16 protein-coding genes are annotated in these 17,485 nt (G+C 50.0%); 9 read left to right on the top strand and 7 right to left on the bottom strand.

Annotated elements, in window-relative coordinates:
- The first annotated feature begins 14 nt into the window (after positions 1-14).
- From ACJJIQ_RS24150 to ACJJIQ_RS24140, 3 genes are all read left to right on the top strand, one after another.
- Positions 15-581: a lytic transglycosylase domain-containing protein gene (locus ACJJIQ_RS24150; protein WP_445363241.1), complete on the top strand. Its 567-nt coding sequence runs from the start codon at positions 15-17 to the stop codon at positions 579-581.
- 3 nt (positions 582-584) lie between these two features.
- The gene (locus ACJJIQ_RS24145) at positions 585-1,652 is read left to right on the top strand and encodes a helix-turn-helix transcriptional regulator (RefSeq protein WP_108731816.1); all 1,068 of its coding nucleotides are present in this window, start codon (positions 585-587) and stop codon (positions 1,650-1,652) included.
- A gap of 178 nt (positions 1,653-1,830) precedes the next feature.
- Complete coding sequence (locus ACJJIQ_RS24140; protein WP_444892806.1) at positions 1,831-2,661, top strand: sterol desaturase family protein; 831 nt, start codon at positions 1,831-1,833, stop codon at positions 2,659-2,661.
- Positions 2,662-2,729: 68 nt separating this feature from the next.
- Here ACJJIQ_RS24140 and ACJJIQ_RS24135 read toward each other — a convergent pair whose 3' ends face one another.
- Positions 2,730-3,134 (bottom strand): DUF4345 family protein, encoded by a 405-nt coding sequence (locus tag ACJJIQ_RS24135; protein ID WP_282934243.1) that lies wholly within the window; start codon positions 3,132-3,134, stop codon positions 2,730-2,732.
- A gap of 230 nt (positions 3,135-3,364) precedes the next feature.
- On the opposite strand from ACJJIQ_RS24135, the gene ACJJIQ_RS24130 reads away from it, so the two are divergent.
- Positions 3,365-4,222 carry a peptidylprolyl isomerase gene (locus tag ACJJIQ_RS24130; protein WP_445363240.1) on the top strand — a complete coding sequence of 286 codons (858 nt, stop codon included), beginning with the start codon at positions 3,365-3,367 and terminating at the stop codon, positions 4,220-4,222.
- A complete protein-coding gene (locus ACJJIQ_RS24125) occupies positions 4,222-5,271 on the top strand; it encodes a HupE/UreJ family protein (RefSeq protein ID WP_445363239.1) in 1,050 nt (349 codons plus the stop codon). The genes ACJJIQ_RS24130 and ACJJIQ_RS24125 overlap by 1 nt, the downstream gene beginning before the upstream one ends.
- A gap of 53 nt (positions 5,272-5,324) precedes the next feature.
- Here ACJJIQ_RS24125 and ACJJIQ_RS24120 read toward each other — a convergent pair whose 3' ends face one another.
- Positions 5,325-5,801, bottom strand: coding sequence for an Lrp/AsnC family transcriptional regulator (locus ACJJIQ_RS24120; RefSeq protein ID WP_108731811.1), 477 nt, complete (start codon positions 5,799-5,801; stop codon positions 5,325-5,327).
- A gap of 139 nt (positions 5,802-5,940) precedes the next feature.
- A complete protein-coding gene (locus ACJJIQ_RS24115; RefSeq protein WP_413664405.1) occupies positions 5,941-7,140 on the bottom strand; it encodes a pyridoxal phosphate-dependent aminotransferase in 1,200 nt (399 codons plus the stop codon).
- 671 nt (positions 7,141-7,811) lie between these two features.
- On the opposite strand from ACJJIQ_RS24115, the gene ACJJIQ_RS24110 reads away from it, so the two are divergent.
- The gene (locus ACJJIQ_RS24110; RefSeq protein ID WP_445363238.1) at positions 7,812-8,714 is read left to right on the top strand and encodes a S41 family peptidase; all 903 of its coding nucleotides are present in this window, start codon (positions 7,812-7,814) and stop codon (positions 8,712-8,714) included.
- A 218-nt stretch (positions 8,715-8,932) separates the two neighbouring features.
- Positions 8,933-9,565, top strand: a complete 633-nt coding sequence (locus tag ACJJIQ_RS24105) for a 2OG-Fe dioxygenase family protein (protein ID WP_445363237.1) — start codon at positions 8,933-8,935, stop codon at positions 9,563-9,565.
- Positions 9,566-9,691: 126 nt separating this feature from the next.
- On the opposite strand, the gene ACJJIQ_RS24100 is transcribed toward ACJJIQ_RS24105, so the two are convergent.
- Positions 9,692-10,132 carry a YqaA family protein gene (locus ACJJIQ_RS24100; protein ID WP_444892800.1) on the bottom strand — a complete coding sequence of 147 codons (441 nt, stop codon included), beginning with the start codon at positions 10,130-10,132 and terminating at the stop codon, positions 9,692-9,694.
- Positions 10,133-10,579: 447 nt separating this feature from the next.
- Here ACJJIQ_RS24100 and ACJJIQ_RS24095 point away from each other — a divergent pair, with 447 nt between their 5' ends.
- Positions 10,580-10,780, top strand: coding sequence for a CPXCG motif-containing cysteine-rich protein (locus ACJJIQ_RS24095; RefSeq protein WP_445363236.1), 201 nt, complete (start codon positions 10,580-10,582; stop codon positions 10,778-10,780).
- A gap of 21 nt (positions 10,781-10,801) precedes the next feature.
- On the opposite strand, the gene ACJJIQ_RS24090 is transcribed toward ACJJIQ_RS24095, so the two are convergent.
- From ACJJIQ_RS24090 to ACJJIQ_RS24080, 3 genes are read right to left on the bottom strand one after another with little or no spacing between them, the layout of a single operon-like run.
- A complete protein-coding gene (locus tag ACJJIQ_RS24090) occupies positions 10,802-12,277 on the bottom strand; it encodes a cryptochrome/photolyase family protein (RefSeq protein ID WP_445363235.1) in 1,476 nt (491 codons plus the stop codon).
- Positions 12,274-13,215: a MerR family transcriptional regulator gene (locus ACJJIQ_RS24085; protein WP_445363234.1), complete on the bottom strand. Its 942-nt coding sequence runs from the start codon at positions 13,213-13,215 to the stop codon at positions 12,274-12,276. Before ACJJIQ_RS24085 ends, ACJJIQ_RS24090 begins: the two co-directional genes overlap by 4 nt.
- An 8-nt stretch (positions 13,216-13,223) precedes the next feature.
- Positions 13,224-14,186 carry a YbgA family protein gene (locus ACJJIQ_RS24080; protein ID WP_445363233.1) on the bottom strand — a complete coding sequence of 321 codons (963 nt, stop codon included), beginning with the start codon at positions 14,184-14,186 and terminating at the stop codon, positions 13,224-13,226.
- 242 nt (positions 14,187-14,428) lie between these two features.
- Between ACJJIQ_RS24080 and ydiJ the strand changes: the two genes are divergently transcribed.
- Positions 14,429-17,464: a D-2-hydroxyglutarate dehydrogenase YdiJ gene (gene ydiJ / locus ACJJIQ_RS24075; RefSeq protein WP_445363232.1), complete on the top strand. Its 3,036-nt coding sequence runs from the start codon at positions 14,429-14,431 to the stop codon at positions 17,462-17,464.
- The last annotated feature ends 21 nt before the right edge of the window (positions 17,465-17,485 follow it).

Here is a 17,485-nt window from a genome sequence, read left to right as displayed (position 1 = left end):
CGTAGAATCACCCCATGATAAAAAAAGCCACCGCCCTCTTGTTGCTCTGCCTTACCTGTTGTGCCGTCCAGGCTCAAAGCAGTAGAGCCGAGATCGACCCGGAGTTGCGCCTCGCCCTGCAGGACGCAGTTACCCAGGCCGACAGCTTTGTGGACCGCTTCGATGCGGAAGTGTGGCTAATGTCTAAATCCCAGCCTCTGTCCCGCTATATCAAAGATCCCAAGCGGCGGATGCACGTACTGAAAGCCGTCCACCGGGAGGCAACTCGGGCCGGGCTGAGCCCGGAAATTGTATTGGCGGTTATCCAGATTGAGAGTGCTTTTGACCCCTATGCGATATCCCGCGTTGGCGCTCTGGGTATGATGCAGGTAATGCCATTCTGGAAAAATGAAATCGGTCGACCCGACGATAACCTGATCGATATGGACACCAACCTAAGGTACGGATGTACCATTCTTAAACACTACATCAAAAAAGCCAAAGGCAATCTAGCCAACGCCCTCGCCTATTACAATGGTAGCTACGGCCGCCATACTTATAGCAGCAAGGTCCTGGATGCCTGGGCCGAGCGCTGGAGATAAACGATGACCGCCGGCTACTTATTTTTCTCCGGCGGTGCATGCGCTCTTCTTTTATTGGCAGCAACCAAGGTTGCTATACATCACTACCGGCTTGTTGCCGGGCGCTGCTTACTGGCCCTGCTGATAGCCGTGATCTGCTATTTACTCTGGCCCATCCTGCCACAATTGAGTGGACCTACTGCGCTCTTGCTTAACCTGCCAATTACTCTGATTCCCGCAATTTTTTGGCTGTTTACTCACCTGTTATGCCGCGAGGAAGAGCCTTTTCCCCTGTGGGGTTGGATTCCGATTGGTATTACCCTGGTCATCGGCATAGTCGCCTACCACGCACCCTTACCATTGACGTCAGATCAGCAATCCCCACTCTTTACCCTTTCGCAGCTACTCAAACTCGGTTTAATCAGCCTCGGCTTACTGACACTACAACGGCAGTTTCACCTGGACCTGGTCGCAGAGCGCCGACGCCTGCGCACAACCCTACTTATCGCCGTCGGCGCCTATATGCTGGTGGTAATTGGCGCAGAATCTATCTTTGCTTACCGCCCGCTTCCCAACGGTGTACCGACACTGCACGCACTATTTGCCAGCCTGTTGTCACTGGTTGCCTGCCTATGGTTGCTGGCCCTATCCCCCAGCGCTCTGGGAGAATCCCTGCCGCGCCCGAAGAGCAGTGAGCCAGAGGAGGAAGAACAGCCTTTAGCTCCGCCACCTGAACTGGATGAACAACAGCAGACCCAGCTGCAAAAATTACAGGAACATATGCACAACGGTGGTTATCGCCATACCGGACTCACTATCAGGGAGCTCGCGGAGCAGTTGGATATTCGCGAACATGTGCTGCGTGTGCTGATTAATCGCCATCTGGGTTATCGTAATTTTAACGAATACCTAAATCAGTTTCGTATCGACGAGGCCAGCAACCGGTTGGCAGATCCGGAGCAGGCCCATTTGCCAGTACTCACCATTGCTCTGGACATCGGCTATCGCTCCTTGAGCCCATTTAACGCTGCTTTCAAGCGCCGTCACAGCCAAACGCCCACTGAGTACCGCCGGGAAAAGCTGCCCGCCTGAATCTCCTTTCCTGAAAGAATTCGTCAGCATTTTTTCATATTCCGTAAGCCCGCAAAGTAAAAGGCTCCCAGACTGGGAGCGCGGTGAAAGCGATTTTCCCGCTGCGTGCCCGGCTCACCGAGACCCGATTTAACACCGGTGAGTCTCCCTTCAATAGAAGAATAATGATGGTGAGAATATGGATTTTTTAGTCGACATATCCCAGGACGGAGCCAAACATTTCCAGTTGAGTTTATTTCGCTATGTGCTGGCCGCTTCAGTAATGAGTATTTTGGCCGGCTGGCTATTTCGCACCTGGATGAACCGGCGCCGTATCCAAAAGCGTCGTGCCGAGTGGAAAGATATTCGGCGGGAGGTGAGTTATTCACTATTAACGGTGTGTATCTTTACCCTGGTAGGGGTTATTACCACCATGATGCACGATCTGGGACTGACCAAATTTTACTGGCAGTGGAGCGATTATCCACTCTGGTGGAGTATTGCCAGCCTGCCAGTAGTGATTTTGATCCACGACGCTTATTTTTACTGGACCCACCGAGGTATGCACCATCCCAAGGTGTTTAAACACTTCCACCGCCTACACCATCAGTCCAGAACACCCACCCCCTGGACGGCATACAGTTTTTCCGTAGGTGAAGCGGTCCTGATGGGCGCTTTCTCTCCCCTTATTGCCCTGATACTGCCGCTTAATCCAACTATTTGGTTCACCTTTTTATTTATCAGCATCTTCCGCAACGCCATGCTGCACACTGGCCGCGAGTTCCACCCGCGCAGCTGGGTCGACGGCCCTATGGACAGGCTCACCACCACGACTCACCACGACTTGCACCACCAGCGCTTCCAGGGCAACTACGGCTTTTACTTCACTTGGTGGGATCGCTGGATGGGCACAGAATTTAAGGACTACAAGCAAGTCTTCCGGCAAGCGGTGGATGGGCAATTACACGGGGGAGAAAAAGAGGTGGAAATAGACAACAGCGCAGCAGAAGGCGCAAAAGCTCACGCTTAACCCACTCAAATTACTTAAATAGGTGCCGGGGTTCCCCCGGCTCCTTTCTACTAGCCGCAACAACCGTGTTAATGGCCATGTTGCAAAGGCAACCAGCGGGATTCTCGGTAACAGTAAAGTCCCCAGATCACAAAGACGACTTCGATAGCAAAAAGCACTAAATTGCGCTGGTCAAAACCACTGATAAATAACATTCCGTAGAGGCGCCCAAGAGCGAAGCCGATATAGGCGATAGACATCGCAGCGTAAGCAACCCTGCGGTGCGGGCGCATAGCCAAAGCCACCAGTAGAATCACCGCTATGGCCAACATAAACCCGCCATAAGTGGCCATAAACTCGGGCATGGCTTCGGGGGTATCAAATGAAAAATCCACTTCATTCGCAAGGCTCTGCGGTTTAAACAGGGCCCAGAGGCCAATAGAAGCAAAAACCAATAGATTGAGTGTCAAATAGACTCTTCCCAAATATTTCAATCGATTCTCCCCTCTAATTTCTGTTACTCACCCCTATACAAGGGGAACACCGCTTTGGAGTACTGTCACAGTATATATGAGCCACACCCCGCCATACGCCGGAACAATTCACCAATTTGGTACAAAGCGATGGATTTATCAATATTTTCTTACTGGCAAACTGAGAATGTCTTTCCATAATTAGAATCCACAGCGCAACTCCGACCCACTCCAAAATAAGGGCCGCGCTTTTGAATACCACTACCTTCCTCAAGTCATTGGCGAAAGAGCCCCTGCTGTATTTTATTGCGATCGCCCTAATCCTATTGGGATTGGGAGAAATCCTGGAGCCGCCTGCACAAGAGATTGTTATCAGCGAGGGGCGCGTCGAACATCTACGTTCGGTTTTTGAGCGCAAGTGGCACAGGTACCCCACAGATAGCGAGCTGGAGCAACTTATTGAGAATTACCTAAGAGAGGAAATACTTTACAGGGAAGCGCTTGCCCTGGGATTAGCCGAGAACGATACGGTAATCCGCCGCCGCCTACGAATGAAAATGGAACTTACGGCGCGTAATTTCGCTGACACTCAAGACCCTGGCGATCGAGTATTGGAGAAATTCCTTCAAGGTCAGGCTGATAAATACCAGAATCCCCCCACCCTATCTTTCCAACAACGATTTTTCTCAGTGGATCTGGCCTCATCAAATTCACGTGATTTTAACGACTTACTCATGCAGCTAAACAGCGATCAGGCTTCGCCAATGATTGGAGACTCAACCCTACTGCCAGCTGCTTTTATCGACACTTCAGAGCCACGAATAGACAGGCAATTTGGGCTGGGATTTTCCGCTCAATTATCCAAGTTGCCTATTGGCAAATGGAGTGGTCCAGTCCGCTCGACCTTCGGCGATCACCTGGTCCTCCTTGAGGAAATCAAGTCCACCCAGCTACCGGCATTGGCTGAAATACGCAGCCGTGTACTAAATGATTGGCAATCCCAGGCGCAAAAGAAGATTCTGCAGGAGCAGTATCTCCAGTACCGTAAAAACTACGAGGTCACTGTCCACAAGCCGGATAACTTCTCAGCCGAGGTTGCCGTCAAGTGATGCACATCCGGCCACTCCTGTTCATTCTGCTCCTCAGCTCTACTCCAATACTATCTGCCCACGAACTGCGCCCGGCTTACCTGGGCATCACTCAAGTTGATGCACAATTATTTAAAGTACTTTGGCGATTGCCCGCACAAGGCGATCTTCGCCTCGCTCTGAATGTCCATTTGGACCAAGCTGCCTCCCCCCTAAGCCAACCCAGAGCGCAAATAAGTAAGGGCTACTACACAGAGCACTGGACTATCCATCACCCCAGGGAGCTACAACAGCTGTCGATTCATATCGATGACCTACAGAGCACTATGACCGATGCGCTAGTGCGGATCTCCTGGTTGGATGGGCGTGAGCAAGTTATCCGACTGACACCAGACCAGCCAGAATGGACCCTTGACCAACCCACCAGCAAGTTCCAAGTCGCCCAAACTTACTTTGTGCTGGGCGTTGAACATATTCTTCTCGGTGTCGATCACTTGCTGTTCGTTTTGGCCCTGATCTTACTCAAACAAAGCCTTCGCCAGCTGATCGGCACTATCACTGCTTTCACTATCGCCCACAGTATTACCTTGGCAGCTGCCGTACTGGGCTATATCCATCTGCCATCAACGCCAGTGGAGGCGATTATCGCCCTCAGTATTTTACTGGCAGCCAGAGAGGCTCTACGCCAGAGGCATGGTGTTTTCAGCTTGACCAGTCGCTACCCATGGGCAATTGCCTTTGCTTTTGGACTTTTACACGGTTTGGGTTTTGCCGGTGTACTGGGGGAAATTGGGCTTCCCCAGGGGGCTATTCCCCAGGCATTACTGACTTTTAATCTCGGTGTGGAAGTGGGGCAATTAGTATTTATCACCGCAGCTCTTGCAGTGATCAACTTGTATCAAAAGCTCCTTAAACACTGGCCAGGGTATGCCATTCGGAACCGCGAACAATACTCTTTCGGGGAGGGTGGAGGTATCGGAATACCAGTCGCTACGGTGGTCGCGTATACGCTGGGGGGCATTGCCTGCTACTGGGTGATTGAGCGCAGCCTGCTTATTGTTTTCCCATAACAGAGAACATTAACCGGCGCCCTGCAAATCACGGGCACCGGTTAATTTAAGGCTCAGTCCTGAAACAAGAGTTCCAGTGGGTAGCCGGTAAAAGGCTTGGTTTTCTCAATCACCAAATGAGAAGTCATACGGGAAATCGCCGCCTCTTCATTGGCCAACAACTGCTCTGAGACTCGATTAAAATCTGCTGCGTCTGGGCAGACGAAATGCAGCATATAGTCGAACTCACCAGACATCTTCACACAGGAAACAATCTGTGGAATATCGCTAATAATACGGCGAAAGTTCTCACTGGTACGGGCATCCTGCCGCTTAAGCGCAACGTTTACATAAAACTCTGCATGCCGAACTTTATCCAGGTTTATCTCGGCAAAGAACTCGCGGATATAGCGCTCACTGGTCAGGCGTTTAACCCGGGCCAGGCAGGCACTTTCCGATAATCCAATTTTTTCACTCAAATTCAGGTTACTTGTACGTGCGTTTGATTGCAGGGCCTGCAAAATACGCAAATTATGCCGGTCAATTTTCACGGAGCTATTTTCTTTTGAATCTGAAAGGGGGCAAGGATAGCGGTATTCGCCGGTGGCATAAACATTACAGCCACCGGCATGGGAAACTTGTCATCACTTCAAAGGCGATTTTGGCGACAACCAGCCTCCCGGCAAAGGCCTAACCGGCCTGGCGGTTACCACTGGTGACGAACTGTTCAATGCGATCCAAGGCCCGCGACAACTCGGCCTCATCAGCCGCCAGGGTGAGGCGAACATGATTCACTGAACTGCTACCAAAGGGCGCGCCAGGCAGTACCGAGACCCGCTCAGCATCCAAAAGGGCTTCAGCGAAGGTTTGCCCGGAGCTGGATACCTTGGAGACATCCACCATTACAAACATCCCTGCTTCAGGGCTGTAGCAACTCAAGCCTGGTATCTGGCCAATCCTCTCAACAATCAGGTCTCGACGCTGCTGATAGGCATCCCGCATCTGCTTCACGAAGTAGCTATCAAACTCCAGGGCAAAGGCTGCAGCCTCCTGGATGAACTGAGGGCATCCAAAAATTGTCGCCCCTGCAAAAGCAATCAAACGATCTACCAGGGGACCGCGAGCCACTGCCCACCCCAGGCGCCAGCCACTCATGGCGTGGGATTTGGACAAGCCATCAACCACAACAATATTATCCAGCGACTCCGCAGCCGTACGCAGAGAGGTGTGGCGGCGGGCAAAGGTGATCATTGAATAAACTTCATCACATACCAGCCAAATATTGCGCTCGCGGCAGTATGCCGCCAACTCGCGCAATTGTTCAGGGGTAGCCATCGCGCCAGTCGGGTTTACCGGCGTATTGATCATAACGACCTTGGTCTGCTCACTGATGGAGGCCTTAATAGCGTCGACATCAAAAGCGAAATTAGTCTCCGCCGGGCAGGTCACCCGTTTTACGGAGAGGCGCAAGGCATCACAAATGGGGACATAGCCGATATACATCGGCTCGGGAATTACTATCTCCTCACCGGGGTTTAGCAGGCAGGCAAGTACTGCGTAGATTGCGTTGGTTCCACCGGGGAAAACAACAACATCATCCGGGTTACAAGGGTGGGGAGAGACCTTGCTCTCGATGTCCGCGATAGCCCTGCGCAACATTGGCTCCCCGGCGGCAGGGGAATAGTGGGTGCGCCCCACTCCCAGGCGAGCGCGGGCAAAGTCAAGGATCGGCTCGGGGGTGTCAAAGTTGGGGTCACCTACACAGAGAAAGATGACATCCTCCCCTTTATTGGCGAGATCGTGAGCCCGGTCACTCACAGCCCAAACATTGGCGTCCTCACCATTCAAAGCCTCACTTTGCAAGCTGAACCTGGGGGTAAAATTTGTCACGTTTTTCACTATTTAGCAGCCATTTATAGGGGCTAAGGTAACAACCATCTGGGTAATCGGTGCCGCTATATGACCGTCAATTTCGAATTAGAGGGAGCTTTTCTCAGGTATTCCCGCAGATAATGCGGGGGCCAGTGTGTTCGCGTGGATCGCGACTAGAAATAGATTTTTAGTCTCAGTTACTCAGGTCGATCCTGGCGCCCCAAAGAGAGCGAGTAATGAGTAAAACTTAAGCAAGGTATCACCCCATCCCACTGCAATTGAATACTATTAACCGGAGCCAGGAAAATCCCAGGGCTATGGACAAAGCTTCATTACGATGTTCTTTTTTGATATCCCGTCCGCGCCCCGTACCCCCTTTCACCTGGCTCGCAGCAATCTCCCTCAAGTTTTCGCTGTATTTAGATTAACTTTAATCTTCAAAGATGGAGGGCAAGCTCCAATCCCGGTATAGGTGCAAAACTGGCCCCTTAGCGCCTCTGGATATACTTAATGTTAACCAGCTTTGGGCTTCGGAGACTATCTATTACGACTTGATTGCGTGTTATCGTTAACACCTGAAAACCAATAAGTAAATATAAATCATGGATAAGATGAAACAATTACTAACCTAACTTTTGCTCTCCTGTTCACTTACGGCAATCGGCACTGAAATTTCTCAGGAAAGGAAGTTGGAGCTTATTAATTCTATCGAGAAAAAGATCGCCTCCAACTATGTCCTGCAAGAAAACCTGGAAGCGATTCACTCTTCATTAAATAAAGTTGCAGAGTCAGAGGCATTCAGACAAGCCACTGACACAGAGTCAGTGGCTGGAATTATTAAATCCGCCTTAACAAAGCATGATAAACACTTTGGCGTAAGCTGGGATGATCCAGAATCTCCCCAACAGCAGCCGAAACACGAGGATTGGTTTAGTAAGCTCAGTAGAAAAAATTCTGGATTTACCCGAGTCGAAGTTTTAGAGGGTAACATCGGCTATATTGATTTCTGGGGGTTTGACCATGTTAACGAGGAGTCCCAAGGTCGAGTGGCTGCAGCTATGGCATTAATCCAAGATGCTAGCGCTATTATTTTTGACCTGAGAAAGAATGGTGGTGGTAATGGCTTTATGGGCGGCCTTATCAGCGGTTATCTTTTTGATAAACCCACCCACCTCAATAGCATCCACTGGAAGCCCGCGGGCAATGTTACAGAGATATGGAGTCAGGAAAAGGTTCAGGGTAAAAAGGTAGCAGACACCCCGGTATATATATTAACCAGTAGCGATACCTTCTCAGCAGCAGAGGCCTTTGCGTACTATTTAAAGCACCTGGACCGTGCAACCATTATTGGAGAGGCTACCAAAGGTGGGGCAAATCCCTGGCAGTACTTCCCCCTTGGGAATGGCTTTAAAATAGCAATCCCTATCGCCAAGGCAGTTAATCCGATTACCAAAACTAACTGGGAGGGGACTGGTGTAAAACCAGATATCGAGACATCTCGGGAGAAAGCATTTCCAACAGCCTATAGGCTCGCCTTACAAGAGGCCAAAATCTCTACTGCACACCCGGAACATTTAAAAGAAATCCAGTAAAAGCTACAAGATTTCGTTAGCCTTTAAATTACCTCACTCTCCTTACAATAAGTATTCAGTCTATTAAATCAGGAGGGAGGCCTAGCCATTAGCTTCCCTTCCCAGATTAATTTAATATCTTACAAACAAAAAACGGCGTTTAAAAATTTTGAAGAACAGTCATTTACATTAAAATCCTAATGTAAACCTCATCTTATTCGTATTATGAGGCAAGTCAGATGTTTCAGTTTACCCAAATTCGTAGACATATCCCTGAGGATCTTGAGGACAGCTTTGCTCGACTCCCTCCAGATGAATATTTAAAATCCCAATATTCATATCGTTATCGAACATATTGCTCAGGATTATATCGTGGCAACTCAATCGAATGGAGCTCTAGTACCATTTTCATGCAAAGTAAAACGATTAACAAATACCTCGGGGATATAGAGCGTCACTACCCCGCACTGGAACCAAGTGCTAGAATATTTTCGCAGAACATTGTAAGGCACCTAGTATCCAGCCAATATATACCGGCAAACGAGTATCAGGTCGGATGCCACCAGATAAGAGTTCGTGCTACAGATGAATTCAACGCTTATCCCACCCCCGAGGGGTTTCACCAAGATGGGTTCGACTATGTAGCGATTAATTGTATTAATAGAAACAATGTCAATGGAGGCGAATCATTTATCAGCAACTTGGATGAAAATGAAATTATATTTCATGGCACACTAACCCCTGGAAAAGCTTTGGTTTTGAACGATAGGTCACTCAAACACTACGTAAGCCCCATCACTCCTCTTTTTCCCGGGGAAGCTTTAAGGGATGTTGTGGTAATTACATTACATAACGACAGGAACACCACATGAAAACATGAAGTTTACCCAAACCAGATCACAAATAACTATTTGCATATTCAAAAAGATGATCGCCTAAATCAAATTCCACCCCTAAAAAATTCCAACCCAAGTTCTCTTCTCAACTTAATATCCATATCAAGATGCTTGCAATACCATATAGCAAACCACCAGATAGCGTAGACATTTACCCATGGCAACCAACAACAAAAACCAAACCAAGCGAATTCTTAGAATACCGGCCATTACAGTAAGGGGATCACCAATAATAGGCACCCAGGAAAAAAACAGGGAGAATACTCCATATTTTTTAAATCTCTGTTCAGCCTTTACAAATTCCTCTTCAGACATTCTCAACCATTTCTTGATCACGCCCAAACTGGCCCAGTAGCCTAATGCATAATTGAGAAGAGAGCCCGCTACATTCCCAGTAGTGGCGACTATTATCAGGGCCCAAGGGGAGAGCCCCTGGAGCAATAGACCAGTCATTACAATTTCTGAGCTTAGCGGCAGAATGGTCGCTGCCAAGAATGCTGATACGAAAAGCCCCAAAAATCCAAACTCAAGAAAGTACCCCATAATGACGACTCATACCTAGCTAAACTCGGCATTCCTTCTATCTATACTTATAATTGGGCCACTATAATCGAAAAAGGGGGACATCCCAACAGCCCGCCTCATCAGTGATAGCGATACTAGTCACAAGCCTCTACTTTTTATATTCACCCTTGTGAACGGGTTTTAGAATTCACAACCTCATGCAGGCTAATTTTGGCCCAAGTACAGGTCCGCTCACTTGAAGTAGAAATCAATGCCCCCTAAACTCTCAAACTGATTTTCAATTTTGCCTTCGACAAGAGTTTCAAAATAGTTTTCCTGTCTAATTCTTTTGATTTCTATCGCTGAATAATACCTAGTGAAATTGCGGAGCCATCCTCTGAATAGGCAAGGGTTGAAGTATAGTTATGCTATTAATTTGCATGGACTAAAGAAGGGAATCTGACAATCACCAGACGGAGTTATCCTGTGCCAGAGGTAATAGTGGAGAGAAGTATTTGCTGCCCTTATTGTGGTGAAATCATAAAAATACTGGTTGATTCATCAGTTTTGCCTCAACAGTACACTGAGGACTGCCAAGTTTGCTGTAGGCCTATCGTTTTATCTGTGGAACTCGATTTAAATGGCGAGCTATCTATCGTGGCTCATACTGAGGATGAAGCGTTCTAAATCGCATTGTCGCACTCAAATTCACTTCAAATTGGCAAAAACTTCAATCGCTCGCTTCCGTCCAGCCCCCACATCGCAAATCACTTGAGGATAGCCTTGAGTCGGCGGTGGTTCGTGTATGGCTTTGTCGCTCAGCTCCTTTAGCTCAGGTATAAACTTGCGGATAAAATCTCCATTGGGATCAAAACGTTGCGACTGACTATAAGGATTAAATACACGAAAATAGGGTGCAGCATCAGTACCCGTGGAGGCAGTCCACTGCCAGCCCCCATTGTTGGAAGCAAAGTCTGCATCAATTAAGCGCTGCATAAAGTAGCGCTCACCCCAGCGCCAATCTATCAGCATATTTTTACTGAGAAATGAAGCTACTATCATACGCAATCGATTATGCATCCAGGCAGTCTCATTTAACTGTCGCATCGCTGCATCAACTATCGGAATCCCAGTCTCCCCCAAAGTCCAACGCTCAAACTGATCCTTATTGTAGGACCAGGGGATTTGGTCAGTTTCCTGCTTGAATGGCCTCCCTTTACTCAGACGGGGAAAGTCCACCAACAAATGGGTATAAAACTCCCGCCAAATTAATTCGCTAATCCAACAGGCCGCCCCATCATCTCCACCCAGCCAACGTCCCTCATTCATATCCAACGCCATAGCTATACATTGGCGAATCGAAACAGCACCACTATTTAGGTAGGGGGATAAGCAGGAGGTACTATCAAGTGCTGGAAAGTCTCTCTCTGCCTGATAAGCAGATATTTTTCCACCGAACTTTTTGAGCCGTTTCAGTGCCGCCTTTTCTCCTGCTTGCCAACCTTTAATCAGGCCTGCATCGTCGATCTTATCTATCGAGTATGTCGACAGTTGCGTTGGAATCTTTTGGCTTAATTTCTGCCCTTCAGATAAAGAAAGCCACTTTGGCCAATGTGCTTCATTTTCCCGGGTAGAAATTTTCCGAGGCTTAGGCAAGGTTTTTACTTCACTATCGGCACACAATTGAATCAGTGCACGCTTGAAGGGGGTAAACACCTTGTAGGGTTCCCCTCCGCCGGTTCTTACTGCTCCCGGTGGAAGCAGGGTGCGGTCACTATAGAATTGAACCTGAACCCCCTCATTTGTCAGTAAATCTTTTACTGCATTATCACGACGTAGCTCATTGAGTGGATATTCAGCATTCGCATAGAGAGCATTGACATCCAGGCGCTCAACTATTTGCTGAAGAACCCCTGGAACCTGAGCAAAAGTAGGAACTTCAACGAAGTACAGCGGTATATTGCGCTCCTCTAATCCATCTTGTAATTCACGCAAACAGGCGATACGAAAAGTCACCAACGGATTGCCTTCATCCTGGCTCTGCCAGGTATCTGGACAGGCAATAAATACAGCAGCCACCTCCTTACATTGCATACTGGCTTGGTAAAGTGCTGAATTATCATTGAGGCGTAAGTCACTGCGTAGCCATACCAGGCCACGCGGCAAAGTCACTGGGCGACTCATAGCTTAAAAGACTCCCGCAATTGTGTAACTGCGCTCTCTGTATTTCCGGCAAGTACTCTTGTTAAAGGGAGTTGGTTTAAATCAGCCAAAGCCAAGCGCTGCACCTCAATAAAATCACCCGCAAGCCACAGAGGATCAGTCATCCCCTGAACAGCACTTGGTAACTCACGTTCAAGAATATTTTTCGGCAGAGCCTTGTGGCTATAGCAAAGCACTCCCTGAGCACCCAGTTTTTTGACTGTACTTCCCAGCTCCAATAATCCCGCAGGATAAGTCAGGGTAACAACCTCTATTCCCGCGGCAAGGAGTACCGCAATAAACATCTGTATAAATGCCTGTTGGCCCTGAACGCCAATTTCCAGTAAAAGAACACGGGGCTTCGCCTGGGACTTGTCTTTGTCCAGGTTTTTCCTGGCCATACCATTAGCCAGAAGTAGCTGTTCCTTTAACAGAGGCCAGAAAAATATCTGCGCTCCATGGGCTTCAGGTAGGCGAAATCGCTCAAGCCGCACATGCAAAGGTTTCAGCCAGTGCTCCAACAGCAAAGCGGCAGGGAATGAGGAAAACCACTGATCGAGACGGCGGCGCAGCTGGGGTTCTGCAAAGTCTCTGAGAAGACTGGAGGTTTCATCCAGCATCGCCTGCCAATTGTTTTTTCCATCGCCTGTAGTCGCTGGCAACCCCAATTTGTCCTGCTCTCGCGCTAACAAGTTTCGCACTTGACCAATGGAAACGCCCCTGGCGAGGCATTGCAGGACCTTTTCGATCTGCTCGACTTCCTCTTCACTATAAAGGCGATGCCCTTTGCTGGTGCGCATGGGTTTTAGTAAACCATAGCGGCGCTCCCAGGCCCGCAAGGTCACAGGGTGCACCCCGGTCCTTCGGGCTATCTCTCGAATCGGAAAATAGTTTTTTTCAACAACTTCTGGGTCGGACATGACGCTCATTATCGAAATTCACATAAACCTAATTCAGCCGGCTCGGCAGCGAGCAAGACCTGGCTGTGGATAAAGTGGTGTGGGCTTCTCGGCAAGTAATGACGGAGCATAGTAAGCACCGCCGAAATCGGTTTATGCCCTTGCCGGTACTCCTCGATAAGCTGGGCCAGCTCAGCCCGCTCTTCCCGGCTTAAATAGCCCTTTAAATGCCCCTGGCTGTGCATCAGTGCATTGGTTCGATCCTTGCGCGATGCATGTTGGGAGAGAATATCCATAATCCGCCCACGAATTTCATAAGCGAACTCTTCAGGGGTCACCGCACGAGAGTTGGAAACAAACTGACCCAAGGTACGGGTCAGAGGCTGGCTATGGGCTAACAAGAGGTACTTATAAGCGGTGTAAAACTCAATAACTTTAGCGGGGCGAGGATCCGGCGATACATAGCGATGCCAGGCATCGTAAGCAAATACTCGGGTTAAAAAGTTCTCGCGAATATCGCTGGCATTCAGTCGCCCTACTTCCTCCATTGGGAGGTGGGGAAAATTCTCTCTCACACGCGCAGCAAATAGACCTGCCGAATGCGCCAGTACACCGCGACCATCTTCTTTGTAATGGGGGGTAGTACGCACACCGCAGCTGGGAGACTTTTGCATCAGGATAAAACCGCGCAACTGCTCGACCTCCGGGCTTATCTCATCTGCGTAAGCCTCAAGATCCTCTGTCACATCGATATTGGTGTCATCGCGCCCAACTGCGCGCAGGCGATCACTGACAATCAGGTGAATTGGCGGGCGGGGCACTCCCAAGCCTATTGCCACTTCCGGGCAGTAAGCTTGCAGATCAAAGCAATTACCCAGCAGCTGAGTGCAGACTTTGCTGTGCTTATGGCTACCGTTATATCGAACTGGATCACCCACGGCACAGCGGCTGATACCAACGGGAATCTTATGCGGCAGGAATTGAATATTCATAGTCACAAAGTGTGCAGGTAATGGCCTACCTTTTTTATAGTCTGCCACTAAAACTTATACAAGCTCTGTCTTTGTATAAGTTTTTGAAAATCTCCTGCAAGGTCGCCGTGGCTTGCGCAAATGCAAACCAAAGCTACAATGCAAAGCCGCGTTCATTCCGAGATTTAGCGCTGCGCGCACTATTATCGCCAGTCCCCGGTCTGCGATGCGGCCCATACCTCCCGGAAAGTACGGATTAGCTCATGATTCCAGCATTGCGCGAAGTCGACGAGGTTCAGGCGCTCTATTTGCAGTTCTTGCAGGAACTGAAGGACGCAGGTTTCCGTGGCGATACCACCCCCAGTTATGCCAGCCGCACGGTCCTGGCTACCGATAATTCGATATACCAGGTCCTCCCCCAGGCCGTTGTTTATCCCCGCGACAGTCGTGACTTGCAGCTGCTCGCCGAGCTGGCTGACAGAGAGGAGTTCCACTCGGTAGTGCTATCCCCCCGTGGCGGTGGTACCGGTACAAACGGCCAGTCCCTGACCGATGGACTGGTTGTGGATATCTCCCGCCATATGAACCAGATTCTCGAAATCAATGTTGAGAAGCGCTGGGTCCGGGTACAGGCCGGTGTGGTCAAAGATCAACTGAATGCAGCACTCAAACCCCACGGCCTCTTTTTTGCTCCGGAGCTTTCCACCAGTAACCGGGCAACCATTGGCGGCATGATCAATACCGATGCTTCGGGCCAGGGTTCATGTGTCTACGGCAAAACCCGCGATCACGTGCTGGAGTTACACACCGTATTAATAGGCGGTGAGATTTGGCGCTCGGCCCCGATCGACGATGAGGAGCTGGCACAAGTTAGTGTCGGGGATAAACGCTCTGCACAGGTTCACCAAGTCTGTGATTCTATCGCGCGTACAAAAGCAGAGTTAATCACAGCAAAGTTTCCCAAGCTCAACCGCTGCCTCACCGGCTACGACCTGGCTCATATTCGCGACGACAAAGGCTTTAACCTCAATAGTGTTCTCTGTGGCTCAGAGGGAACCCTGGGTTTTATCGCCGAGGCAAAACTCAACCTGTTGCCAATTCCCAAATGTGTCGCTCTGGTCAATTTAAAGTACGACCATTTTCAAGAGGCGCTACGCGACGCCAAAGACCTGATGCTGGCCGGTCCCATGTCTATCGAGACAGTGGACAGCAAAGTGTTGCAGCTGGCGATGGAAGATATCGTCTGGCACAGCGTCAGTGAATTTTTCCCAGCGGATGATCGCCCGGTCAAGGGCATTAATTTAGTCGAGTACGCCGCCGATAGCGAAGAGGAATTGGAGCAGGCACTAGCCCAATTTACTGCTCATATTGATGAAGCTATTGGCCAGGCAGGTAAAAGTTTCGGTTATTCCATTGCCCGAGGCCACGCCGAGGTCAATCGAATCTGGGCCATGCGCAAACGGGCCGTGGGCTTACTGGGCAATGCCCAGGGAGAAAAACGCCCAATTCCCTTTGTCGAGGACACGGCAGTACCACCGGAAAACCTGGCGGATTTTATCGCTGAGTTCCGCGCGGTATTGGATGAGGCCAATCTCGACTACGGTATGTTTGGCCATGTCGATGCGGGCGTGCTGCACGTGCGCCCGGCAATTGATATGAAAGACCCCCAGCAAGCCGCACAAATTCGTCCGATCACCGATCAGGTGGTCGCCCTCACACAGAAATATAAGGGCCTTTTGTGGGGGGAGCATGGGAAAGGTGTCAGGTCTGAATACGCACCGGAATTTTTTGGCGAGCTCTACCCAGAGCTGCAAAAAATCAAAGCCGCCTTCGATCCTCGCAACCAACTCAATCCGGGGAAAATAGCTACTCCCAGTGATGACAGCCAGCTGCTGAAAATTGACGAGGTATCCACCCGAGGCGAGCGGGACAGACAAATTCCCGCCCAGGTCTGGGAGGGCTATGAGGAAGGTGTGCACTGCAACGGCAATGGTGCTTGCTTTAACTGGAACCCCGACGATGCCATGTGCCCTTCCTACAAGGCCACTCGCAACCGTATTCACTCTCCCAAGGGGCGCGCCTCTTTAATGCGCGAATGGCTGCGATTGCTCAGCGAAAAAAATGTTGATGCGGTCTCCAGTGCCCAGCGCCTGCGGGAACGCTCCTTTTTTGTCGGACTCCCCAAGCGCATTATCAATTCCCTGGCAAAAACCCGTGGCGAGTACGATTTCAATCACGAAGTTAACGAGGCAATGCAAGGCTGCCTGGCCTGTAAATCCTGTGTGGGGCAGTGCCCGATAAAAGTGGATGTGCCGGAGTTTCGCAGCAAATTCCTCGAACTCTACTACAGCCGCTATTTGCGTCCGCTAAAAGATTACGCCGTCGGTGGGCTGGAATTCCTGATGCCACACCTGGCCAAGCTACCTCAGTTATACAACTGGCCACTAAAACTCAAGCCAGTTTCCTTCCTGATGGAGCGCCTGTTCGGCATGGTGGACAGCCCACTGTTATCGGAAAAAACCTTGAAAGCGACTATGGCGGAGCTGGGTGTGCCTGTCGCCAGTGCCGCCTGCCTGGAGTCCTTGGGCCCGGCACAGCGCAGTCGCGCAGTGGTGATAGTGCAGGATGCTTTTACCAGTTACTTTGATGCCCAAGTGGTTGCCGACATCGTGCGCTTGCTAAAGCAGCTCGATTTTGTCCCCATGCTGGCGCCCTACCGCGCCAACGGCAAACCCCTGCATGTGCACGGTTTCCTGCGCCAGTTCCAGAGGGTCGCTGAATTAAACAGCCAGATGCTTAACGACCTCTCCGCCAGCGGTATTCCCCTTGTGGGCATCGACCCCTCAATGACCCTGACTTATCGCTCGGAGTATAAAAAGCTGATGGGCGATGGGGCCCCCAAGGTCCAGTTGTTGCAGGAATGGCTGGCTTCCCAGCGGGAGCACCTGGAACAACAGCGCCACCGCATAGAACCCGCCAGCTTCCAGCTTCTGCCCCATTGCAGTGAACAAACCAATGCCACCGCCTCGGTGAAAGACTGGCAAAATGTTTTCACTGCCCTGGGCCTGGAACTCGCTACCGAAAGCCTCGGCTGCTGTGGTATGGCCGGTACCTATGGCCACGAAGTAGATCACAAAGAGACCTCACGAGTCATTTTCCAACAATCCTGGGCGCCCCGATTGAACAGTAGCGAAAACCAGTTGGCCACCGGCTATTCCTGTCGTTGCCAGGCCAATCGCTTTGCAGGCGTATCCTTGCGCCATCCGCTACAGGGGCTACTGGCACAACTGGATAAATAGGCATTTACTGACGTAAGGGGC

Source organism: Microbulbifer maximicatervae (SeqCode) (assembly GCF_052468295.1).
Note: the sequence above shows the minus strand (reverse complement) of the source record. Positions and strands in the feature narration are given on the sequence as shown.